The sequence below is a fragment of the Edaphobacter aggregans DSM 19364 genome (assembly GCF_000745965.1).
Classification (GTDB): Bacteria; Acidobacteriota; Terriglobia; order Terriglobales; family Acidobacteriaceae; genus Edaphobacter; species Edaphobacter aggregans.
Genome location: NZ_JQKI01000014.1, coordinates 131,594 through 154,403 on the forward strand (window position 1 = coordinate 131,594; position 22,810 = coordinate 154,403).

21 protein-coding genes and 1 riboswitch are annotated in these 22,810 nt (G+C 61.7%); of the genes, 12 read left to right on the forward strand and 9 right to left on the reverse strand.

Going from position 1 to position 22,810, the window contains the following annotated elements:
- Positions 1 to 178: 178 nt before the first annotated feature.
- From Q363_RS07100 to Q363_RS07115, 4 genes are all read right to left on the reverse strand, one after another.
- The gene (locus Q363_RS07100) at positions 179 to 466 is read right to left on the reverse strand and encodes a hypothetical protein (RefSeq protein ID WP_035348958.1); all 288 of its coding nucleotides are present in this window, start codon (positions 464 to 466) and stop codon (positions 179 to 181) included.
- Entirely contained in the window at positions 466 to 933 is a 468-nt protein-coding gene (locus tag Q363_RS07105) for a cytochrome c-type biogenesis protein (protein WP_035348959.1), read from the reverse strand. Before Q363_RS07105 ends, Q363_RS07100 begins: the two co-directional genes overlap by 1 nt.
- Complete coding sequence (locus Q363_RS07110) at positions 926 to 3,010, reverse strand: heme lyase CcmF/NrfE family subunit (protein ID WP_245632077.1); 2,085 nt, start codon at positions 3,008 to 3,010, stop codon at positions 926 to 928. Before Q363_RS07110 ends, Q363_RS07105 begins: the two co-directional genes overlap by 8 nt.
- 69 nt (positions 3,011 to 3,079) lie before the next feature.
- Positions 3,080 to 3,499: a response regulator gene (locus Q363_RS07115; RefSeq protein ID WP_051978487.1), complete on the reverse strand. Its 420-nt coding sequence runs from the start codon at positions 3,497 to 3,499 to the stop codon at positions 3,080 to 3,082.
- Between the two features lie 405 nt (positions 3,500 to 3,904).
- On the opposite strand from Q363_RS07115, the gene Q363_RS07120 reads away from it, so the two are divergent.
- From Q363_RS07120 to Q363_RS07135, 4 genes are all read left to right on the forward strand, one after another.
- Positions 3,905 to 5,698 (forward strand): sodium:solute symporter family protein, encoded by a 1,794-nt coding sequence (locus tag Q363_RS07120; protein WP_035348963.1) that lies wholly within the window; start codon positions 3,905 to 3,907, stop codon positions 5,696 to 5,698.
- Positions 5,699 to 5,781: 83 nt separating this feature from the next.
- Positions 5,782 to 6,036 carry a hypothetical protein gene (locus Q363_RS07125; protein WP_035348964.1) on the forward strand — a complete coding sequence of 85 codons (255 nt, stop codon included), beginning with the start codon at positions 5,782 to 5,784 and terminating at the stop codon, positions 6,034 to 6,036.
- A gap of 54 nt (positions 6,037 to 6,090) precedes the next feature.
- The gene (locus Q363_RS07130) at positions 6,091 to 6,816 is read left to right on the forward strand and encodes an acyloxyacyl hydrolase (protein WP_035348966.1); all 726 of its coding nucleotides are present in this window, start codon (positions 6,091 to 6,093) and stop codon (positions 6,814 to 6,816) included.
- A 116-nt stretch (positions 6,817 to 6,932) separates the two neighbouring features.
- The gene (locus Q363_RS07135) at positions 6,933 to 9,452 is read left to right on the forward strand and encodes a serine/threonine-protein kinase (RefSeq protein WP_035348968.1); all 2,520 of its coding nucleotides are present in this window, start codon (positions 6,933 to 6,935) and stop codon (positions 9,450 to 9,452) included.
- A gap of 168 nt (positions 9,453 to 9,620) precedes the next feature.
- On the opposite strand, the gene Q363_RS07140 is transcribed toward Q363_RS07135, so the two are convergent.
- Positions 9,621 to 10,553 carry a hypothetical protein gene (locus Q363_RS07140; RefSeq protein WP_035348970.1) on the reverse strand — a complete coding sequence of 311 codons (933 nt, stop codon included), beginning with the start codon at positions 10,551 to 10,553 and terminating at the stop codon, positions 9,621 to 9,623.
- Positions 10,554 to 10,689: 136 nt separating this feature from the next.
- On the opposite strand from Q363_RS07140, the gene eno reads away from it, so the two are divergent.
- The 3 genes from eno to zwf all read left to right on the forward strand — a co-directional run bounded on the left by eno (position 10,690) and on the right by zwf (position 14,916).
- Entirely contained in the window at positions 10,690 to 12,177 is a 1,488-nt protein-coding gene (eno, locus tag Q363_RS07150) for a phosphopyruvate hydratase (RefSeq protein ID WP_483782886.1), read from the forward strand.
- A gap of 234 nt (positions 12,178 to 12,411) precedes the next feature.
- The gene (gene gnd, locus Q363_RS07155) at positions 12,412 to 13,434 is read left to right on the forward strand and encodes a phosphogluconate dehydrogenase (NAD(+)-dependent, decarboxylating) (protein ID WP_035348975.1); all 1,023 of its coding nucleotides are present in this window, start codon (positions 12,412 to 12,414) and stop codon (positions 13,432 to 13,434) included.
- A 27-nt stretch (positions 13,435 to 13,461) separates the two neighbouring features.
- Positions 13,462 to 14,916 carry a glucose-6-phosphate dehydrogenase gene (gene zwf / locus Q363_RS07160; RefSeq protein WP_051978488.1) on the forward strand — a complete coding sequence of 485 codons (1,455 nt, stop codon included), beginning with the start codon at positions 13,462 to 13,464 and terminating at the stop codon, positions 14,914 to 14,916.
- A gap of 73 nt (positions 14,917 to 14,989) precedes the next feature.
- On the opposite strand, the gene Q363_RS40250 is transcribed toward zwf, so the two are convergent.
- Complete coding sequence (locus Q363_RS40250; protein ID WP_157466595.1) at positions 14,990 to 15,130, reverse strand: hypothetical protein; 141 nt, start codon at positions 15,128 to 15,130, stop codon at positions 14,990 to 14,992.
- 368 nt (positions 15,131 to 15,498) lie between these two features.
- Between Q363_RS40250 and Q363_RS07170 the strand changes: the two genes are divergently transcribed.
- Entirely contained in the window at positions 15,499 to 16,218 is a 720-nt protein-coding gene (locus Q363_RS07170) for an SIR2 family NAD-dependent protein deacylase (protein ID WP_035349030.1), read from the forward strand.
- 138 nt (positions 16,219 to 16,356) lie between these two features.
- Positions 16,357 to 17,184 (forward strand): phosphatase PAP2 family protein, encoded by an 828-nt coding sequence (locus Q363_RS35805; RefSeq protein WP_051978489.1) that lies wholly within the window; start codon positions 16,357 to 16,359, stop codon positions 17,182 to 17,184.
- Here the strand turns inward: Q363_RS35805 and Q363_RS07180 are convergent.
- From Q363_RS07180 to Q363_RS07190, 3 genes are all read right to left on the reverse strand, one after another.
- Positions 17,175 to 18,341, reverse strand: coding sequence for a radical SAM protein (locus tag Q363_RS07180; RefSeq protein WP_051978490.1), 1,167 nt, complete (start codon positions 18,339 to 18,341; stop codon positions 17,175 to 17,177). The genes Q363_RS35805 and Q363_RS07180 overlap by 10 nt on opposite strands.
- A gap of 118 nt (positions 18,342 to 18,459) precedes the next feature.
- Positions 18,460 to 18,885, reverse strand: coding sequence for a hypothetical protein (locus tag Q363_RS07185; protein ID WP_035348978.1), 426 nt, complete (start codon positions 18,883 to 18,885; stop codon positions 18,460 to 18,462).
- Positions 18,886 to 19,138: 253 nt separating this feature from the next.
- Positions 19,139 to 19,645, reverse strand: coding sequence for a hypothetical protein (locus Q363_RS07190; protein ID WP_035348979.1), 507 nt, complete (start codon positions 19,643 to 19,645; stop codon positions 19,139 to 19,141).
- A 213-nt stretch (positions 19,646 to 19,858) separates the two neighbouring features.
- Between Q363_RS07190 and Q363_RS07195 the strand changes: the two genes are divergently transcribed.
- From Q363_RS07195 to Q363_RS07205, 3 genes are all read left to right on the forward strand, one after another.
- Positions 19,859 to 20,833 carry a glycosyltransferase family 2 protein gene (locus Q363_RS07195; protein WP_035348980.1) on the forward strand — a complete coding sequence of 325 codons (975 nt, stop codon included), beginning with the start codon at positions 19,859 to 19,861 and terminating at the stop codon, positions 20,831 to 20,833.
- 183 nt (positions 20,834 to 21,016) lie between these two features.
- Positions 21,017 to 21,349, forward strand: a complete 333-nt coding sequence (locus Q363_RS07200; protein ID WP_035348981.1) for a YegP family protein — start codon at positions 21,017 to 21,019, stop codon at positions 21,347 to 21,349.
- Between the two features lie 122 nt (positions 21,350 to 21,471).
- A complete protein-coding gene (locus Q363_RS07205) occupies positions 21,472 to 22,443 on the forward strand; it encodes a quinone oxidoreductase family protein (protein ID WP_035348982.1) in 972 nt (323 codons plus the stop codon).
- Positions 22,444 to 22,581: 138 nt separating this feature from the next.
- Positions 22,582 to 22,781, forward strand: a riboswitch (cobalamin riboswitch).
- Positions 22,782 to 22,810: the final 29 nt, after the last annotated feature.

Here is a 22,810-nt window from a genome sequence, read left to right on the forward strand (position 1 = left end):
AATCTGTAAATGTAAAGATGGATAAGATCACGCCTTAAGTCTACGCCAAACGGCGTCGCCTGAACTCTTCGCACGGACTCGTCCGCCGCAACTTACGAAACATTTGCTTCTAGGCAGGCCTGGGACTTCATCCCCTGAAGATACCTTCTTGTTCTCGGCAGTCTTGTTTGAAAGGGTATTACGTCCGACCACGCAGCACCCCGTGCCGCTCCAGTCTCTCCATCTCGGCGATCACCTGCGCCGCCTCGTCTTCGAGCGCCGCCCGCTGCTCCGCGTAGTCCTGTTCCGGGTACTTACCCGCCAGGTACTCAAAGTTCAGATCGCGAAGGTTCTCGTAGATCGCGTCCTTGCGCTCGCGCAGATAGTCCACTCGCGTCTTGTCTGCCTGGAAGAACGGATTCTTCTCCGGCCAGAAGATGAACCCAAACAGCGCCACGGTCAACAGAAGTCCCGCAATCGTTCCCATCAGTACTCCGTCTCCCGCCGGATTCGTTCGCGCAGAGCGTCATCGCGCCCCGTCATCTCAGCCGGCATACCGGCTACAGGATGCGGCACACTGCGCTTCCGCCACATCACCACCAGCACACCTGTCCCCACAATCGCCAGCAGAAACACCGCCATCGGCGCGATCCACGCAGCATTATCGAATCCGCCGCGAATCGGTGCAGCCAGCACCGTTGGCCCGTACTTCACAGAAAACCAATTCAGGATCGCTGTATCCGTTCCGCCGCCGGCCAATTGCGCACGCAACTCGCTAATCATCCGGTCCGACTCCGGGCACCCCACGTGGTTGCATTCCAGCAGAATCTGCCCGCAGCTGCACACGCAGATCATCTCGTGGCCAAGCTTGCCGAAGCGTGAACTCGAATCCGCCCCCAGCATCACGAGCGCAACCAAGCAGACCGCCGCGCCTTGCCACCATCGCTTAAGCATGATGAACCTCAACCTCGACACCGACAGGGGAGGGAACCCCCGCCCGCGCCCGTGCCGCAGCAGGTGTCAGGGCCGGAACCAGCGCAACAAACGTCCCCAGCACCACAATCAGCACGCCGATCCAGATCCAGTTCATCAGCGGATTGATGAACACCTTGATGATCGGCTTATCCGTGTCCGGGTTCTTGCCCTCATAGATCACGTACAAGTCCTGCGCCAGCGTCGAGTGCAGCGCCACCATCGTCGAGGTCGTCTGGCTCGCGTTGTAGAACCTGCGTTCAGGCGCAAGCTGTGTAATCTTCTTGTTGCCCTTGAAGACGTCCAGCAGCGCAAACTCCGTGTCGTAGTTCGCATTCGAGTCCTGCGAGAAGCTCTGGCACACCAGCCGGTACGGCCCCATCTTCACCTCGTCGCCAAAGCCCATCTCCTGCTCGTGCGACTGGTTGAAAGCCCCTCCGGCAATCCCTATAAACATCACAACAATGCCGAAGTGAACGATATAGCCGCCGTACCGGCGTGTGTTTCGTCGCACCAGCATCACGGTCGAGGCGAACAGGCTCTTGCCCGTCTGCGTCCGCACCACCGAGGCACCGCGGAGAAACTCCGAGCCGATCGCCGTAATCACCCCCGCCGCCAACGTAAACGTCACCAGCGAGAAGACCTCCGCATGCATGTCATCGCCTGCGCTCCACGGCCGTACTCCGGCGATAATCACCACCACAAACGCCACCGCCATCGCCATCGAAGGCAGCACAAAATTCCGCCGTATCGACCGCAGCGACGTCGCCCGCCAGGCCAGAATCGGCCCAATGCCGGTTAGGAACAGCAAAGAGAGCCCAATCGGAATGTTCACGCGGTTGTAGAACGGAGCGCCCACCGTCACCTTCGAGCCCTGCACATACTCGCTCAGAACAGGGAACAGCGTTCCCCAAAGCACCGTGAAGCAGGCCACCAGCAAGATCAGGTTGTTGAACAGGAAACTCGACTCGCGGCTCACCAGCGATTCCAGCCTATTCTCGCTCTTCAGGTGGTCCTTCTGCTTGAAGAAGGTAAACAGGCATACCGCGAACACTGCCAGGATGAACCCGTAGAACCACCCTCCGATCGCAGACTGCGCAAACGCATGAACGCTCGACACGATGCCTGACCGAGTCAGCAGGGTCCCCAAAATCGTCAGCAGGAACGTCGAGAAGATCAGCCAGACGTTCCACGTCTTCATCATCCCGCGCTTCTCCTGCATCATCACCGAGTGCAGAAACGCCGTGCCTGTCAACCATGGCATCAGCGAAGCGTTCTCCACCGGGTCCCACCCCCAATATCCTCCCCAGCCCAGCACGCTATAAGCCCAGTGCGCTCCCAGAAAGATTCCACAGGTCAGAAACAGCCACGTCACCATCGTCCATCGCCGTGTGATGTGAATCCACTTCTCGCCCGGATACCGCATCATCAGCGCACCCAGCGCAAATGCGAACGGTACCGAGAACCCGACATAGCCGAGATACAGCATCGGAGGATGAATCACCATCTCCGGATACTGCAGCAGCGGATTCAGGCCGAAGCCATCCTGCGCCACTGGCCCCGGCTGAATCGCAAACGGAGGAGCCGCGAAGTTCAGCAGCAAAAGAAAGAACACCTGAATCCCGGCAAGGATTGTCGAGGCAAACGCCGACAGCCGCACATCCACCTTGTGCCGCATCCGCAGCACAAATCCGTACGCGCTCAGCAGCCACGCCCAAAGCAGCAGCGAGCCTTCCTGCCCGCTCCACAGCGCAGAAAACTTATAGGCCGTGTTCAGATCCCGGTTCGTATGGTGCAGGATGTAGCTCACCGAGTAGTCGTTGGTGAACGCCGCCCACACCAGCGCAAAGGCGGAAAAACTCAACGCAATGAAGCTCGCAATGCCCGCCCGGCGCGCCGTCTCGCCCAGCCTTCCGGCGCCATCGCCTCCAGCGGTCATGCCCGCGGCCGAGCGGGATCGCCAGAGCGCAACTGCCCCCATAATCAGCGTATAAGTGCTCAGGACCAAAGCCAGGAGCAGCGCAAAACTCCCAAACTCGGGCATAGGATGGCTTCGCATGGATTCCTCTCTCCCATTCTCTCAAGGGCGCGCCGGAACGGCAACAAACAGGAGAGAGAGCGTGACGTTTTATCGCGCAGGCGGAAGAGCGGATTGGGCCTCTTCGTGCTCAAACGTCGCTGGCGGCCCAATCAGATTGCGAACACAGGCCAACAGAGAGTCCGGGTGAAGCGGTTTCAGTCGAAACTCCACATCCATGCCTTCGTACTCGTCCTCGGCCTCCAACCCACTGATCACCAGGATCGGGATACTTGGCATGATCTTGCGAATCTCCCCGGCGAACCGATTGCCGCTCATGCCGGGCATGATGTGGTCGGTGACGATCAGACGAACCTCCGTCAGGAAGTCCCCATGCCGAAGTTGCTCAAGGGCACGGGCAGGATTGAGAGCCGTAATAACGAAGTACCCGCAGCGCCGCAGAATCGTCTGTCGCACAGCAGCCTGTACCGCATTGTCGTCTACCAGAAGAATCGCTTGGGTGCTCTGCATCTACAACTCCAGGGAGAAAGGCCAGTCATCGTGCATCCGGACGCGTTCTTCTCCAGCGAGATCTACGGATTGAGACGGAGAAAAAGGGTCCCGTAAAATCGGTCAGCGGACCGCAAAAGTAAAGCTCGCGCGAGCGATCCGTGTATCATCAGCATCTGTTTTGCTATTCGGATGCCTGTCATCAAAACAGTCAGACGCTGCAGTGTATGACTTCATAGATGCTGCAATGCTGCCGTTTAGTTTTCTCCGGCCATAGTAAACGCTCGCGGCTATCTCTCCTTCCATCCCACTTTGGTGTGCCCTTCCCCGCGCATCCCTCTCCCGCGTCCCGCTAGACGAAGGGGAACAAACGATTTACAGTTGGCCGAAGAACGTCAACACTGAACGCATTACCAAAGGCAAACCGTGACTCTGTCCATCGTCGACTGGCTGATCATGCTGGTCTATTTCGCCTTCGTTCTGGGGATAGGTTTTGCCCTCAAGCGCTATATGCGCACCTCGAACGACTTCTTCCTCGCCGGACGCTCCATCCCCGCCTGGGTCTGCGGGCTCGCCTTCATCTCCGCGAATCTGGGCGCGCAGGAGGTCATCGGCATGGGCGCCTCGGGAGCCAAATACGGCATTAATACCAGTCACTTCTACTGGATCGGCGCCATCCCCGCAATGGTCTTCGTCGGCATCTTCATGATGCCCTTCTACTATGGATCCAAGGCCCGCTCCGTCCCCGAGTACCTCCGCCTCCGCTTCGACGAGAAGACCCGCGCCGTCAACGCCTTCACCTTCGCCTTCATGACCGTACTCTCCTCCGGCATCTCGATGTACGCGATGGCGCTGCTCATCCAGACCCTCGGGCTCTTCCGCGGAGTCATCCCCGACGCCTACATCTTTCACGTCTCCGTCTTCGTCTCCGCCATCATCGTCCTCGGCTATATCTTCCTCGGTGGTCTCACCAGCGCGATCTATAACGAGGTACTGCAATTCTTCCTCATCGTCGCCGGCTTCGCCCCGCTCGTCTGGATCGGCCTTCGCAACGTCGGCGGCTGGCAGGGAATCAAGCAAACCCTCCCGGCGACCATGACTCACTCCTGGCGCGGCATGACCCACGCGTCCACCAATACCCTCGGCGTCGAGTGGGTCGGCCTCGCCATGGGCCTCGGCTTCGTTCTCTCCTTCGGCTACTGGTGTACCGACTTCCTCGTCATCCAGCGCGCCATGGCTGCCGACTCCGAGAGCTCCGCCCGCCGCGTCCCCCTCATCGCCGCCATCCCGAAGATGTTCTTCCCTTTCCTCGTCATTCTTCCGGGACTCATCGCCGTCAGCGTCACGTCTCACATCACCCCCAATCCCGCCGCTGCCATTGCCTCCACCTCAGGCTCGGTCCCCCTCGTCGACGAGCATCCTCACGGCATCATCCCCCAGAAGACCAACCCCCTCAACGGCCAGCCCGTCCTCGACTCCAACGGCCAGCCCGTCTATAACTACGACCTAGCCATTCCGGTCATGCTCCTCCGCTTCTTCCCGACCGGAATTCTCGGCCTCGGCCTCACCGCACTGCTCGCCAGCTTCATGTCCGGAATGGCCGGCAACGTCACCGCCTTCAACACCGTCTGGACCTACGACATCTACCAGGCCTACATCAACAAGCGCGCCACCGATGCTCACTACCTCTGGATGGGCCGCATGGCCACCATCGGCGGCATCGCCCTCTCCATCGCCGCTGCCTACGCCGCCACCAGCTTCAACAACATCATGGACGCCCTGCAGCTCGTCTTCTCCTTCGTCAACGCGCCGCTCTTCGCCACCTTCCTGCTCGGCATGTTCTGGAAGCGGACCACCGGCCACGGAGCCTTCACCGGACTCCTCTCCGGCACCTTCGCGGCGCTGCTTCACCACGGCCTCACCCTCCCCGTGGATGCCGCCCCCGGCATCCACGGGGGATGGATCACTATCGTCCACCACTACCCCAGCGACATGGCGCAGAACTTCTGGACTGCCATCTTCGCCTTCTCGGTCAACCTTCTCGTCACCATCGCCGTCAGCCTCATGACGAAGCCGCGCGACGAAAACGAGCTCGTAGGACTCGTCTACTCGCTCACACCCAAGCCCCTCGATCACCACCTGAGCTGGTACCAGAAGCCCTCGACCCTCGCGGTCGCGGTCCTCGCCATGCTCGTCATCCTCAACCTGGTCTTCGCCTAAGAAAAGCCGTCAGCTGCTGGTAGGTAGCAACCGATCAGCAACGACTAGCAACCTGCAACTGACAAACTGCAACTGGAGTACACATGGGACTCGACATTCGCATCCCCCTCGGCCTGATCTTCCTCATCATCGGCGGCATCATGAGCCTCTTCGGCCTCTTCACCCGCCACTCGGCCATCTACGAGAAATCGCTCGACGTAAACCTCAACCTCGTGTGGGGCGTCATCATGCTTCTCTTCGGCCTCATTATGCTCGTCATCGGCCGGCGACAGAAGTGGCAGGATGACCCCGTCACTCCTCGTCCCTGGGAGCGCAGCGGCGGAGCGCCGAGGCACTAGCTTGCCGCGCATGTCAATCGCCTTTTCATCCCCCTCCGATAGCTCTCCCATCCAATGATCCCTCTCCGTCTGCTGGCTCTCTTTCTCCTCGGCATAAGCGCAGAGCTGTCGCACGCGCAGGAATCGCACCCTTACTCCTTCCGCCAGTCCTTCTCAGCCTTCTCCGAGTACTCGAACACCTCCAGCCACATCTTCCTCGGCGTCGCGCAGAATCGCCGCCTCGTCGCTCTCGGGATGACCTACTCCCGCCGCCTCCTTCACTCGCGCTACGCCGACTGGAACTACGCGCCCGAGCTCCTTCCCTTAGTCTTCATTCAGGATCCGGTCGATAACTACACCATCGTCTCCAGCAGCTCCACAGGTACGTTCTCCGCTCCTACAGCTGCTGCGTGTCGCCCCAGCAGGATCGTCTTTCCATCCGATCCCGCCAATCACTTCTCCGGAGTCGTCATCGATCGCACCTGCGGCGCTCGCTGGACCTACGCCGGAGGCCTCAGCCCACTTGGTCAGCGCATTAACCTTGCACCGCGCCACCGTCTCCAGCCCTTCGTTGCCTTCAACGCCGGCTTTCTCGTCTCCCCGGGCGATGTGCCCGTCAACGACTCGTCCCGCTTCAACTTCACCTTTGAGTTCGGCGCGGGCATCGAGCTCTTCCACGACCGCCATCACTCCTGGTCGGCCGAGTACAAGCTTCACCATCTGTCCAATGCCTGGACCGGAAAACAGAACCCCGGCGTCGACAACCAGGTCATCAGGCTCAGCTACACTCTGGGCCGATAGCTCAGACGCCGCGATATGATCTGCCGTCTCAACTCGGGAACGCCTACTCCGCATGCGCCTCCCAAATAATCCCCTCCGTAATCTTTCCAACGCACTCCCTTGCAATAATGGGAGATATGAAGCGCCGCATCATCAGGCAGTACGAGCTCGTCCGCAAGATCGGCACCGGCGGCAGTGGAGTCGTCTTCCTCGCTAACGACACCCTGCTCCAGCGCCCCGTCGTGATCAAGCTCCTCAAGCGCGGCAACCTCACCATCGAGCAGATGCGCGCCACCCAGCTGCGCGAGGCCCGTCTCGCCTCCGCCATCGACCACCCGAACGTCTGCGCCATCTACGACGTCGGCGAAGCCCCATCCGAATCCGGTGATTCGGAAGAGGCGTACATCGTCATGCAGTACATCCCCGGCAAGTCGCTCGACAAGCTCATCGCCGAGGGACCCTCCAGCCTCCAGCTCGTCCTCTCCGCCGGCATCCAGGTCGCCGACGGTCTCTCCGCCGCGCACTCGCTCGGCATCTTCCATCGCGACCTCAAGCCTGCCAACGTCATGCTCACCGACGGTGGACTCATCAAGATCCTCGACTTCGGCCTCGCCCGGCGTCTCTCCCTCGACAAGACAGACTTCGACCCCTCCGGCCCCGCAGACGCTCGTAACCTTCCTCCTCTCGGGGCAACCTACACCGCGCGCGGCGGCACCATCGCCTATATGGCGCCCGAGCAGTTCGTCACCGGCCAGTCCTCCGTCCAGTCCGATATCTTCGCTCTCGGCCTCATCCTCTACGAACTTGCCACCGGCCGCCATCCCTTCCACCGGCCCGATGCTCCTGACTTCCAGACCATCCGCGCCACCCAGTTCGCCGACCCGCCCGCGCTCCGCGAGATCGCACCCGATCTCCCCGTCGAGCTCGAAAGTGTCATCCTCCGCTGCCTCGAAAAGCAGCCCGCCGCACGCTTCGCCACCGCCGCCGACGTCCGCGAGTCGCTCAAGATCATCATGCGCTCCCTGCAGCTCGACTCCGCCCTCATGCCCGGCGGCGAGTCGCTCTCGCTCCTGCCCCAGGGCCGCCGCGCCTTCGAGACACCCGAGGAAGAGAAGCGCACCACAGGAATCCTCTCCATGCTCGCCGAGCGCTTCCGTGAGTCCGGCTCCTCCTCCAGCAAACAGGCCAACAGCATCGTCGTTCTGCCCTTCATCAACTACGGTCCCGCAGACGTTGCTCCCCTCTACGGCTACGCCCTGGCGGACGCCATCGGCGCTCGCCTCGCTCGCATGAGCTCTCTCGTGGTTCGGCCCTCAAGCTCGCTGATGTCCATCCCCACCCAGCAGCTCGACCCCCTGAGCGTCGGCAAAAAACTCCTCGTCGACTTCGTCCTCGCAGGCAACTTCCTCCGTTCCGAGAAAGGCTTCGACCTTAACTGGCAGCTCCTCGACGTCCCTGGACAAAGCGTTCGCGCCGGTGGTGCCATCAACGTCGCCTCCTTCGATCTCGTCCAAGTCCAGACCGAGATCTGCGACGAGGTCTTCAGCACGCTCCAGGGAACCGGCGGCCTTAGCTCCCGGTACGACAACAACCATCGCGCGTCTTCGCTCTCAACCTCGCCCACTGCGGCATCACTCAGCCAGGACCTCTCCGAGGAGTACCTCCAGGCCCGGGCCCTGCTCTCCTCCTTCATGACCCGCACCGGCAGCCGCTCCGACCTCGATCGCGCCCGCGAGCTCTTCGACTCCGTCATCAAAGCCAACGAGAACTACGCCCCGGCCTGGTCCGGCCTCGGCATCACGCATCTCCAGTACACCCGCCACGGCCTCGGCGGCCAGATGCACGTCCTCGAGGCCCGGCGCGCCTTCGACAAAGCCCTCCAGCTCGATCCCGGCTCTGTCGAAGCCAATCTCTACCGCGTCTACATGCTCCTCTCCCGCGGCGAAAAGGAGTCCGCCCGCCACGGCATTGAGCACCTCCTCCAGACCGCCGGCAACGACTGGAACGTTCGCCTCGTCGCCGGGATCACCCTCCGCATCGACGGCATGTATGAAGAGGCTCTCGATCAGTTCAGTACTTCGTTGCGCATGAACCCCTCGAACGCCGCCATGATCTACAACCACCGCGCCCGCGTCTACCAGTATCAGAATCAGCTCGAGCTCGCCGCCGACGAGATCGAAAAGGGCCTCACCCTCGAGCCCCGCCAGCCGCTTCTCCGAATCTCTCTCGGCTACCAGCAGATGCGCACCGGCGACCTCCCCGCCGCCATCGAGACCCTCGAAAATGTCATTCGGGACGAAGAGTCTCTGCGCATCGTCTTCCCGACCATTGCCCTCTGCTATGTCCAGCTGGGCGACCGCGAAAAGGCCGCCTCCTTCATCGTCGACGAGACCCTCTCCGCAGCCGAGGCCGACTCCGAGATGGCCTATCGCCTCGCCACGTATTTCGCCCTCGATGGCGACGAGTCCGAGGCCCTCCACTGGCTCCGCCGCGCCATCTATCTCGGCAACGAGAACTACCCCTGGTTCAGCAAAAATCCCGCATGGCGTAAGCTCTCCGGTCACGCCGACTTCGAGCGCATTCTCGAAGACCTCAAGAAGAGCTACCGCCGCAACCAGAAGAACTGGAAGCGCCTCCTCGCTCAGGTCCGCGACTGAAGCGCCGAAGTCCGAATAACCTTTGCCGTTATTCTGAGCGAGGAGAAGAATCCCGCATTTTGTCTGTGCCGCCACTGTCAGCCGACGGCCTGAAAAGCGCCTTCTCGACGAGCCCATAAATAAAAAAGGGGCGAGCCGAAGCCCGCCCCCTCACGCACAACACCAAATCTACTCCGAGACCGAAGCCTTCATCGCCGTCCGCACTCCCGCATGCAACGGTTTCACGATCAGCGGAGTCGTCAGGCTGAACACAAGCCGCGAGTCCTTAGTCAGGTTGGCCTGCCGCTCCTGCTTCAGCCACATCACCGTGCTCGCGCCCGCGCCCACGCCCGCGCCCACAGCGGCGCCTACGCCGCCACCGAGCAGCGCTCCCGCAGCCGCGCCGCCTCCCGTCGTCAGCGCCGCCACCGCCAGGTCTTTCTTCACCTGATCTCTGCGCTTGAGCGTGCCTTCACGGTCCACATTGAAGCTATTCAGCGTCGTATCGATCAGCTGCGCATGAATCACATACATCGTTCCATCCGGCAGAGTCACGCTCCTCGGCTCCAGGTGCAGCGACGCCGCACCCGAGATCCGCTTGCCCGCGTGCACCGCCGTCACCTGGCCCTCCAGTACGCTGCCGATCGGAATGATCACCCTGCCCTTATTCGTGATCGCCTCCATCACTTCGGCGGTGAACTTCGTTCCCGACATGGTCGTCGCCGTCGAAAGCTCATCGCGCATCTTCACCCGCAGCAGTGTGCCTTCGCTGATCTCGCCTTCCACCTCCGGCACGCTCATCACAATCTGCGCATCCGCATCGGCCTTCGTCGCTGCCTGCGGAGCCGTCACCGGCGCAGCGCCCGGAGCAGCCGGTCCCGTGTACGGAACATAAGCCCCATAAACCTCGCCCGAGTCTTCGGTCTTCGCCGCCGAGGGCTTCGCTGCCGTAATCGGCCGTCGCGTGGTCTCCGCTGCTGGAGTAGCAGTCGTCTCCTGGTTATTCGCATCGATCGCCACCGGCTCCGGGTTCGAAACCCCCGTCCGCGCGCCCTGCTGCTGCGCAACCATCGGAACTGTTGCCAACACAAAAATCGCTGCTCGAGAAAGCCGTCTGTTCATCACAACCTCCGGGCGCTCACGCAACCCTCACTCAAGGCTAAAATCTCCCATCCGCCGCGACGACAAATTCTAGGGGAGGGAATCGACCCTGCTACTATACGCCCGAGCACCGGGTCTCGAACCTTTTGACGCATTCATGCGTCATTCGCGCTGGCAGCTGAAACGCTTTGCTAAAATCCATCAGGTGAAGCTTTCCGGCGCGAATATAGTTCACTCTATCGGTGCAGCCAGCGGACACTCCGTCCCTGTCGATCGCCGCCCCAAGCTCAACGAGCGCCTCGCCCATCGCGTCGTCCAACAACATTTCGTACCATCCAGCTACAGGAGCAACATGACCGAGATCGTCTCCATCCACGCACGCGAAATCCTCGACTCACGCGGAAACCCCACCGTCGAAGCAGACGTCGTCCTCGACGGCGGAGCACGAGGACGTGCCGCCGTCCCCTCCGGAGCCTCCACCGGCGAGCACGAGGCCGTCGAGCTGCGCGACGGCGACAAGGAGCACTATCTCGGCAAGGGCGTCCTCAAGGCCGTCGAAAACGTCGAGTCCATTCTCGCCCCCGAGCTCACCGGCATGGACGCCTCGAACCAGCGCCTCATCGACGCCACCATGATCGCCATCGACGGCACCGAGAACAAAGGCAAGCTCGGCGCCAACGCCATCCTCGCCGTCTCCATGGCCGTCGCCCGCGCCTCCGCCGAGGCCCTCAAGCTCCCCCTCTACCGCTACCTCGGCGGAGTCAACGCGCACATCCTCCCCACGCCCATGATGAACATCATCAACGGTGGCTCCCACGCCGACTCCAACGTCGACTTCCAGGAGTTCATGGTCATGCCCGTCGGAGCTGAGACATTCTCCGACGCCCTCCGCTGGGGAACAGAGACCTTCCACACCCTCAAGGGCGTGCTCAAGAAGAAGGGCTACAACACCGCCGTTGGTGACGAAGGCGGCTTCGCCCCCAATCTCAAGTCCAACGCCGAGGCCATCGAGCTCATCCTCGAAGCCATCGCACTGGCCGGCTACAAAGCCGGCGAAGACATCGCCATCGCCCTCGACCCCGCCTCCAGCGAGTTCTACGACAAGGCCTCCGGCAAGTACATCTTCAAGAAATCCGACAAGTCCGAGAAGACCTCCGCCGAGATGGCCGCCTTCTGGGAGTCATGGGTCCGCCAGTACCCCATCGTCTCCATCGAAGACGGCCTCGCCGAAGACGACTGGGACGGCTGGAAGCTCCTCACCAAGCAGATCGGTGACTTCGTCCAGCTCGTCGGCGACGATCTCTTCGTCACCAACACTCAGCGCCTGCAGCAAGGTATCGACGAGAACGTCGCCAACTCCATCCTGATTAAGGTCAACCAGATCGGCACCGTCTCCGAGACCCTCGAGGCGATCGAACTCGCCCGCCGCTACGGCTACACCTCCATCATCAGCCACCGCTCCGGTGAGACCGAGGACACCTTCATCGCCGACCTCGCTGTCGCCACCGGCGCCGGGCAGATCAAGACCGGCTCCGCCTCGCGCACCGACCGCATCGCCAAGTACAATCAGCTCCTCCGCATCGAAGAAGAGCTGGGTCAGGCGGCCGAATTCCTCGGCCTCGAATCCGTCAACTTTGGCGAGTAGCCATCAGCGATTCACAGACCCCACTCATGACGACCTTGTTTCGCGAGTGGGGTCTGTTGACCCGTAAGGAAACGGCTCCTCAATACATAGGAGCTTTCCCTGAGTTTTCTCAAGAATGAGAAAAGATGATGCACATAAACATGGGGGGTGAGTCCGTCCACTCCGGAGTGTAGTATCTCCTCCAACATAAGCAGCAGCGCGTCGCCGCTATCCGCACGCTAAAGGAGCAGTCCAATGCAGCTCGCAATGGTAGGTCTCGGCAGAATGGGCGCGAACATGGTTCGCCGGCTTGCAGCCCACGGACACGAGTGCGTCGTCTACGACCGCTCTTCGCAGGCCGTCGCAGAGCTGGCGAAAGGGAAGGGAATCACCGGCGCATCCTCTATTCAGGACATGATCGGCAAACTCGCACGACCATGCGCCATCTGGATGATGATTCCCGCCGGAGTCGTCGACGACACCATCGCACAGATCGTCCCTCTTCTGAAATCCGGCGACATCCTCATCGACGGTGGCAACTCCTATTACATCGACGACATCCGCCGCTCCAGCGATCTCTCTCCTAAAGGTATCCACTACGTCGACGTAGGCACCAGCGGCGGCGTCTGGGGACTCGAGCGCGGCTACTGCCTGATGATCGGGGGCCCCGACTCTGCCGTGCAGCACCTCGACCCCATCTTTCAGGCCATCGCCCCTGGCGTCGGAGACATCCCACGCACTCCCGGCTGGGATAAAGTCGGCGGCACCGCCGAGCAGGGTTACCTCCACTGCGGCGCAAGCGGCGCCGGACACTTCGTCAAGATGGTGCACAACGGAATCGAGTACGGAATGATGGCCGCCTACGCTGAAGGCCTCGCCGTCCTGCAAGGAGCCAACATCGGCAAGCACACCGCCGAGATCGACGCCGAGACCACGCCTCTCCGCGATCCTGAGCACTACCAGTTCGACTTCAACCTGGCCGCTGTCGCCGAGGTCTGGCGTCGTGGGTCTGTCATCGCCTCCTGGCTCCTCGATCTCACCGCATCCGCTCTCGCGGAAGACTCCCGGCTCTCTCAATTCAGCGGCCGCGTCTCTGACTCCGGCGAGGGCCGCTGGACCGTCAAGGCCGGCATCGACGAGGGCGTCCCCATCCCTGTCCTCACCACAGCCCTCTACGAGCGTTTCAGCTCGCGCGGCGACGCCGACTTCGCCAACAAGCTCCTCTCCGCCATGCGCTATGAGTTCGGCGGCCATCTCGAAAAGCCCGTCACGAAGTAAACTGCACCAGAGAAGGAGACAATCCCTTTGACGACGCTACCGACCGCACTCCAGTCCCCTCCCCACTCCGATGCCCTCGTCTTCTTCGGAGCCACCGGAGACCTCGCCTACAAGAAGATATTTCCCGCGCTTCAGGCCATGGTCAAACGAGGCACGCTCAGCGTCCCCGTCATCGGTGTCGCCAAAGCCGGATGGAACCTCGACCAGTTCAAGGCTCGCGCTCAGGACTCGCTCGAAAACCACGGCGGCCTCGACCCCGCAGCCTTCCAGAAGCTCTGCGCCCTCCTCCGCTACGTCGACGGCGACTATGCCGACCCTGCCACCTTCGCCGCCGTCCGCAATCAGCTAGGCTCCGCCCAGCACCCCGCGCACTATCTCGCCATCCCACCCTCGCTCTTCGAGACCGTCGTCGAGCAGCTTGTCAAATCGCGCTCTGCCCAGGGCGCCCGCATGATCGTCGAAAAGCCCTTTGGGCACGATCTCGCCTCCGCGCAGGAGCTCAACCGTATTCTGCTCTCCGCCTTCCCCGAGTCGGCCATCTTCCGCATCGACCACTATCTCGCCAAGGGTCCGGTGCATAACATGGTCTCCTTCCGCTTCTCCAACACCTTCCTCGAACCCCTCTGGCACCGTGATTACGTCGAAAGCGTCCAGATCACCATGGCCGAAGACTTCGGCGTCCAGGGTCGCGGCTCCTTCTACGACCAGACCGGGGCCTTACGAGACGTGATCCAGAACCACATCTTTCAGGTCATGTGCAACCTCGCCATGGAGTGCCCCGCGCGCTCCGACTCCGAGTCCATCCGCGACGAAAAGGTCAAGGTCCTCAAAGCCATCCCGCCCATCGAACCCTCGCACCTCGTCCGCGGCCAGTTCCGTGGCTATCTCCAGGAAAAGGGCGTCGCCCCCAACTCCACCATCGAGACCTTCGCCGCTCTCCGCCTTGATATCCGCTCATGGCGCTGGGACGGCGTCCCCTTCTACATCCGTGCCGGCAAAAACCTGCCCACCACCTGCACCGAGGTTATCGCCCGCTTCCGCAAGCCGCCCACAACCAACATCACCGAACCCAATACCCCGCAGAATTACATGCGCTTCCGCGTCAGCCCCGAGATGACCATCGCCCTTGCCGTCTCCGTCGCCGGACCCCACGACCACGATCTGCGCCAACAGGTCGAGCTCGAGGCCTGCCGTCATCCCCGCACCCAGGACATGGAAGCCTACGAGCGCGTCCTCACCGACGCCATGGCGGGCGACGCCACTCTCTTCGCAAGGCAGGACTACGTCGAAGAGGCCTGGCGCATCGTCGACCCCGTCCTCAAGGCAAACACGCCCGTCTACCCTTACGACCCCCACACCTGGGGACTATTCGGCGCCCCCTCACAGGTCATGGCCAACGTCACCCCACCCGGAGGTTGGCAATCCACCATCAACGACGCTGTGGACAATCTTCACTTTGTCGCGCAACCCGCAACCACGTGAGTGCCCTCCGCACCAGCGCACACGTGCGTCATGGGCAATGCTCAGCTTGAAAATTCCAATTTCGCGGAGACGGTTACGCCGCCGTCAACTCCTCAGCCACAGCCTCTGCCTGCTTCCACTCGCCAAGCGAACGGCTCAGCAGAGCGGTCGCGCATCCCTCGCCGCAGAGAACGATGATGTCGTCACGATGAGCCATCTCAGAGTCCCAAGGCATGAAGCAAATCCCTCCTAGTGCAACTTTGGCCAGAACCCAGTGATTGCTCGTCTTCTTTTGGACTCCGCACACACATGTAAACAGTGATGTCGACGCCATAAGAGTGGTCCTCTCCTTCCAGCTACGGCCTTTCCGGTAAGCAATGTGATGCATCCTAAAAGGTTGCAAGTCACCTGCCAATTGCATCAAATGTGGCTAACCTCCCCGCAATCAGCTTCCTCCTCTCCCGAGTTCTGCCTGACCTCCCGTCCTATCTCCCCGGGAGTTCCCTTGAGATATGCAAAAGACTGCACATAACCTGCCCCTCTTCCTGCAGGGATTTGCAGTATTCTGCGACTCTCTGGACCGTATTCGCGTCTCATGCTTTCATGCACCTCACCCCTCAAGACCGCCTCTTCGTCCTCACCGGCGCCGGAGTCTCCGCCGAGAGCGGACTCGCCACCTTCCGTGGTTCAGGTGGTCTCTGGAACGGCCACCGCGTCGAAGAGGTTGCCACTCCGGAGGCTTGGCAGGCCGACCCCTCCTTCGTCTGGCGCTTCTACTCCGCGCGCCGCCGAAACGCGCTCGCCGCCCAGCCCAACCCCGCCCACCTCGCCCTCGCCCGCATCGAACAACACCTGACCCAGAACGATCCCACCTGCTTCTACCTCTGCACCCAGAACGTCGACGACCTCCACGAGCGCGCCGGCTCCCGTCGCATCCACCACATGCACGGCTCGCTCTTTGAATCCCGCTGCGTCCGCTGCGACCAGCCCTTTCCCGACCGTGCTTTCTACGAAACCGCCACTCTCCCCACCTGTCGCGACTGCGGCTCGCTCATCCGCCCCCACATCGTCTGGTTCGGCGAGATCCCACTCGACATGGACGACATCTATGCCGAACTCGCCCGCGCCACCACCCTCCTCGTCGTCGGAACCTCAGGTTCCGTCTACCCCGCTGCCGGCCTCGTCGACATCGCCCGCAAGCATCACATCTGCACCATCTATGTCGGCCCCGAGGAGCCATCCAACGCCGCATCCTTCAACCAGATCATCCTCGGCACAGCCGCCCAAACCCTCCCCGCAATCTTCGACCTGCCCAGCCAATGACCTGTTCATTGTTCGACCTGCAAGATTTTTTATCGCTTCCTCAATCTCCGCTGCACCCAAAATCTGTCATCCTGACGAGCGACGCGAGCCGAAGGAGAAGTCCAGGGACCTCCATTAGCGACTGCCAAAACAGCCATTATGCGAACCTCCGAATGGATTCAGATCGGCTTCGCCGCCATCCTCGCCCTCGCCGCCTGGATCGCCTCCCTGCCAGCACGCCGCCGCTGGACCATCACCGCTCTAGCCCTCATTGCCACCGCAACCGTAGCCTGCGCCATCAAAATCTCCACCCATCTCCCGCCGGCCGTCGCCGCCGTCTTCCGCGACTGGCTCACCGTCGCGCTCTTCCTCATCCCCTACTGGCAGACCGGCCAGTTCTTCCTTCAGCCCAATCCCGCGATCGAGCGCCGTCTCCTCGCATTCGACCAGCGCCTGCTCCCCGGCATCGCCCGAACCTCCGGAACCAATCGCACCCGCGTCGGCTTCATCCTCGAGATGGCCTACCTCTCCTGCTACCCGCTCGTCCCCCTAGGCCTCCTCGCCATCTACATCACCGGCCAGCGCTCCCACGTCGCTGCATTCTGGTTCATCGTCCTCATCGCGACCTACCTCTGCTATGCCATCACACCCTTCGTCCCTGCACTCCCCCCACGCTCTCTCGTCAACGACCCAGTCACGCCAGCAAATCCAACAAAATCAGCCAACAAGGGCCGTATCTTCAACCGTTGGATTCTCCGCCACGGAAGCATCCACGCCATCTCCTTCCCCAGCGCGCACGTAGCCTCCGCCTTCGCCATCGCATTCATTCTTCTTCGCTACTCGCTTCCCGCAGGCCTGCTGTTCCTGCTCCTTGCGATCGCCATCTCTCTCGGAGCCGTCATCGGCCGCTACCACTACGCGCTCGACGTCCTCTTCGGAGCCCTCGTCCCGCTCCTCGTCTTCTTCGCCAGCTACCGCTACCTCTGAGTCCCGCCATCGCCGCGCCTCAGCCCAAGCACACGCATCGCCGCACGCCGCACCAGCCTCCGCGCCCCACTGGCCTCCCGGCCGTTCTCCGGAAGAAAGATTGAGGTCGCCAACCGCACACTGGGCGGAAGCGAAGGCGGTCCACCCGGCTGCTCCGGAGGAAACAGCCGGAACAGCGACTCCCGCGGCTGATTGCGAATCATGTCGATCATCGCCACGCGATGAACACACGACACCGTACAAAAGGGCGCGCACTCCTTCTTCGTCGAGTACTCCCGATCGATGTCTTCCCGCGTGTACTGCTCCAGCGGAATCGCCGGATAGCCGCGCTGCTGCGAGCAGTAGTGCACCAGCCCGTCCTCGCAGATGTACAGGTATCGGCTTCCCGCGCCGCACTGCCACTCGTTTGGCAGGCCCTGGATCAGATTCCGGTGAAATAGATTGTCGTAGGCAAATGCGAACAGCCCCGGCTTCCGCTCCGCCAGAATCTGGTCGTACACCGACCGCTCCGCCGCCTTCAGCGGGTCCAGTTGCCCGCCATGGTCGTGGATCACCCCCACCGTCGTCTCGAATCCCAACTCCACCGCCCGCCGCGTAATCGTCAACGCGTCCTCGGGGTGCGTGATCCCTCCCCCCACCACCGAGTTAATGTTCACGTCGAAGTCCGCGTACTCCTTCAGCCACTCCAGCTTCTTATCCAGTACCTTCAGGCTCTTCTTCGAGACCTCGTCCGGGTTCACGTTGTCGATCGAGATCTGCAGTTGCTCCAGCCCTGCGCGATTCAGCCGCGCGATCCTCTCCGGAGTCAGCAGGTATCCATTCGTGATGATCGTCGCAATCGCACCCTGCGCCCGTATCCCGCGAATGATCTCATCCAGCTCCGGATGCAGCAGAGGCTCGCCTCCGCTGATCGTGATGATCTGCGTCCCCAACCGCGCCAGCAGTTCGATTCGCCGCAGCATCTCCCCGGTCGCCACTGGCTCGGAGACCTTGTCGTACTCGTTGCAGTATGAGCACGACAGATTGCATCGCCGCATCGGAATGATGTGCGCCAGCACCGGATGATGCTTCGACTGGATCGCCCGCGCCACCATGCGCGCCTGCCGGAACCGTCGCTGGTAAAACCGGAGATTCTTCCCCGTGGGAGCAAGTCGCATCGCGTCTCTCCGACGTCACCGCGACAGTCTACGCCCTCCGTGAAATCTTCCGGATAGTGTCCCAATAAAACATCGGTCCCGGCTTCAGCGGCACCCGGCCCCAGGGGAGTCGCAGGAGTTAGTGCTTCTTACCAGTCACAGAGTGCTCCACCGGCTTGTACTTTGCTGCGAACTTGCTTTCGACCTTAGTGGGCTCGAGCTTCATTCCGAACTTCTGTCCCTCGACCCAGAGCCGATTCAGATATTCAGTATCTCCATACTTATGGAACGTGACATCCGATTTAGCGTGGGGCTGAGACGATTGTGTGGGAATGAACGCGATCAACGCGGAGTGTGATCCGTTGGTGCTTTCGATCAGCAGGGTCTCGGCATCGATGTCGGCCTGAGTAACCTTGTAAGAGCCCGCTGGCATCTTTGCGTTACCGACGTAGAAGGGGAAGGATGTTGTGAAATCCAGTCCGTTCTCAATCTGTGCCAGCGCCGGGATGGTAGGCATGAGACACACAATTGCCAAGCCGAGAATGATTCTTCTGAGTTTCTTCATGAGACCTCCTTGGCGCGTCGTTGAATCGACGCGCATAATATTTCAGAGGAATGTAGTTTGCCAATCCTGGAATCTCCCTGGAGGCTTTCTCGGGGAATTCCAAAGGCAGATTTTTCCGGAGCTTACCGCTCGTCCTTCCGCTCGTCGGAACGCTCGCAATAACAAGACCGTTAGCACACGTCGATATATCGACCCAGAAGACTTTATTTAGACTCTTGCCCGTACCAGAGGACCCGCGGGGAAGCCGCGATGACTAGCTTCGGCCGCACCCGGCCTTATACACCCGAGGCTTCTTCCACTCTTCGTCGGTGGCGAACAGGATGCAACTCCTGCCCGTCTCTGTGTCGAGTCGCCAGGTGATGTTGCCCTGCCGATAGACCTGGTACCGTCCCGTTCCCGCGAAGGCCATGCCGTTTGGTGGATTCGGGCTGATCGTGTCGCCGCCCGGAGCCGTCGCCGGGGCCGCCTGCTGCGACTGCGTCACCAGCGGTGCGGTTCCATCCGTACCGGCGGAGGATGCGTGCGATCCGGCAGCAGGGTACACGATCGTCTCGCTCCCCTGCGGCTGGGCCGCACTCTCCGCCTGTACGGCGCCAGAGGACGACCGGCTCGTCTCGCTCTTTGCCCGGTCGAGGGCTGAATCGTTGGAAAACACCTCTCCCGAAGTCCCGGCGCGCCGCTTGTCGTCCGAGTGATAGCCGACATAAGCGAGCATGGCAACCACGGCCAGCAGTACGATTACGAGGACCCCTTTCCGCATACTCCCTTTCTGGCCCATCCACTTTCCCGAGCGACGCTTTGCATTCGTGCTTCGCCTACATCATAAGCGTCGGCCCGGCAATGGTATAAATGAATCTATCCTGCTTTCGATACACCTCCATCATCGCTCCCAACCGGCAGCTCGGCCAAAGAATGTGTCCCTTTCATCGTTACTATCTCGTTACCATGGCCCGAACAGGAGTATCATCGAGATGTGCCGAAATACACTATCGTCGTCCCATTTCATAACGAAGAAGACAATGTCACCACACTCTACGACCGCCTGAAGGCCGTCATGGAGCAGGTCGGCGAAACCTTCGAGCTCGTCTTCGTCGACGATGGCTCGCGCGATCGCACCTACCGTCTGCTCGAAGAGATCGCCGCCGTCGACTCCCGCGTACTCGTCATCAAGCTCCGCCGCAACTTCGGCCAGACCTCCGCGCTCGCCGCAGGCTTCGACCACGCGCAAGGCGAGTTCATCCTCGCTATGGACGGCGACCTCCAGCACTCGCCCAACGAGATCCCCAACTTCCTCGCCAAGCTCGAGGAGGGCTACGACGTTGTCAGTGGATGGCGCGCCCAGCGCGGCGACAACTTCATCATGCGCCGCATCCCCTCGCGTGCAGCCAACTGGCTCATGGCCACGCTCAGCGGAGTCGACATCCACGACTTCGGAACCACCTTCAAGGCCTACCGCCGCGAGGTCATCCAGAACATACCGCTCTACGGTGAGATGCACCGCTTCATCCCGGCCCTCGCATCCTGGTACGGCGCCAGCATCTGCGAGATTCCCATATCCAACCCGAGCCGCCAGTTCGGAAAGAGCCACTATGGCATCTCGCGAACCTTCCGGGTCTTCTTTGACCTGCTCACTATTCGCTTCCTGCTGAAGTACATGACCCGCCCCCTGCACTTCTTCGGTACCATCGGCGCCGTCAGCGCCTTTACTGGCTCCGGACTCGCGGCATGGCTGCTCATCCTCAAGCTCCTCACCGGGCAGCACGTCATGGACCAGCATGGCCCACTCTTCGTCGTCGCCGGAGTCCTCATCCTGGCCGGCGTCCAGATGATCGGCATCGGGCTGCTCGGCGAGCTGCAGGTCCGGCACTTCCATACTGCCTCGCATCGTGCTCCCTACGCCGTCGATCGCATCCTTCGGCTTCGCTCCGAGGAAAGCCTTCTTCAGTAGACCTCACTGCGCGTCGCAGACGCCACAAACCTCTCGCGCCGCGCCTGCTCTCTTCGCTCGAAAATAATCTCCCACAACCGCTTCCAACTTCGGGTAGAGTGTTGCCACCTTCAAGACGGCGTAAGCCGTGTGTCGTTACGGGCCAGCCGGTGTCCAATCACCTTGGGGAAACGGGAGTACCTTATGTCTGCGCATTATGAATTGAAGTCAGCACCATACAATCAGTTCATCTTCAACCTTAAGGCAGCTAACGGCGAGACCATCCTGACCAGCGAAACCTACAAATCCAAATTTGCCGCGCTCAACGGCATCGAGTCCGTCAAAAAGAACTCTCCTCACGACGAACAGTTCGAACGCAAGACGTCCACCTCCTCCCAGCCCTACTTCATACTCAAGGCGAAGAACTACGAGATCATCGGCCGCAGCGAGACCTACACCTCCGCCGGAGCCATGGAGAAGGGAATCGAGTCGGTTAAGAAGAACGGTCCCATCGCCACCACGAACGACATCAGCTAGCCGTATCGAAATCCCCACCTGACGCCAAGCCACCCGCGCGCAGCAGGGACGCTACACCTGTGCCTCGCACCGTTCCTGCTATCCTTCTGAGACGAAACGACCAACCGAGGCATCCAACACCCATGCAGGCGATCCAGATCCTCCAGCCAGGCGGCCCCGAAGCCCTCACTCTCCGCGACCTCCCAACCCCAACACCCGGCCCCAATCAGGCCCTCGTCCGCATCGAAGCCTCCGGCATCAACTTCATCGACGTCTACCAGCGCGAGGGCCGTTACCCCACGCCCTTGCCCTTCACCCTCGGCCAGGAGGCCGCCGGCACCATCGTCGCCCTCGGCGACGACACCGCCTCCAGCGACCTCAAGGTCGGCGATCGCGTCGCGTGGACCAGCTTTCCCGGAACCTACGCCCAGCTCGCCGTCGCTCCCGTCGCCCTTCTCATCCGCGTTCCTGATCACGTCACCTCGCAGCAGGCCGCCGCCGCCATGCTGCAGGGCATGACCGCGCACTACCTCGTTCACTCCAGCTACGCCATCCAGCCCGGCGACCAGGTCCTCGTCCACGCCGGCGCCGGCGGCGTCGGCCTCCTCCTTATCCAGATGGCGAAGTCCCTCGGCGCCCGCGTCTTCACCACCGTCTCCAACGACGAGAAGGCCGCCCTCGCCCGCTCCGCCGGAGCCGACGAGGTCATCCTTTACACCCACGAAGACTTCGCCGCCCGCATCAAGCAGCTCGTCCCCTCCGGCCTCAACGCCGTCTACGACTCCGTCGGCAAGACCACCTTCGAGAAGTCCCTCGAGGTCCTCCGCCGCCGCGGCATCGTCGTCCTCTTCGGAGGCTCCTCCGGCGCCGTCCCTCCCTTCGACCTCATCCGCCTCTCCCAGCTCGGCTCCCTCTACGTCACCCGCCCCAAGCTCCAGGACCACACCGCCACACGCGCCGAGCTCGAGCTCCGCGCCTCCGCCGTCCTCAACGCCGTCGCCGACGGCTCCCTCAAGCTCCGCATCGAGCACATCTACCCCCTCATCGACGCCGCACACGCGCACCGCGACCTCGAAGGCCGCAAGACCACCGGCAAGCTCCTCCTCATCCCCTAACGCCATCCGCAGTACACCTCCGACCCCGCGCACACGAGCCGTTCCTTTGACTTCGCCTCCTCCATGCCGCACACTTAAATCTCGCCCCAAACCTGCGGACGCCTAGCTTCCCCCTCGAAGCGCAAAGCCCGTACAACCTCAGCTGTTCCACAACGAAATGCTCGGGAAGCGCGGTGAGACTCCGCCACTGCCCCGCAACTGTGATTCGCGCACATCGCCCCAGGCGACGTGAATGCCCGCAAGGCCGTTCCCACTGACACCATCGGGAAGGGAAGAGCCGCCGACACGCAGGCATGCATCGCGACAGTCAGGAGACCGGTTTCGTTGTCGCACATCAGCCACGTTCCCGAGGGGGGAACGAGGAGTT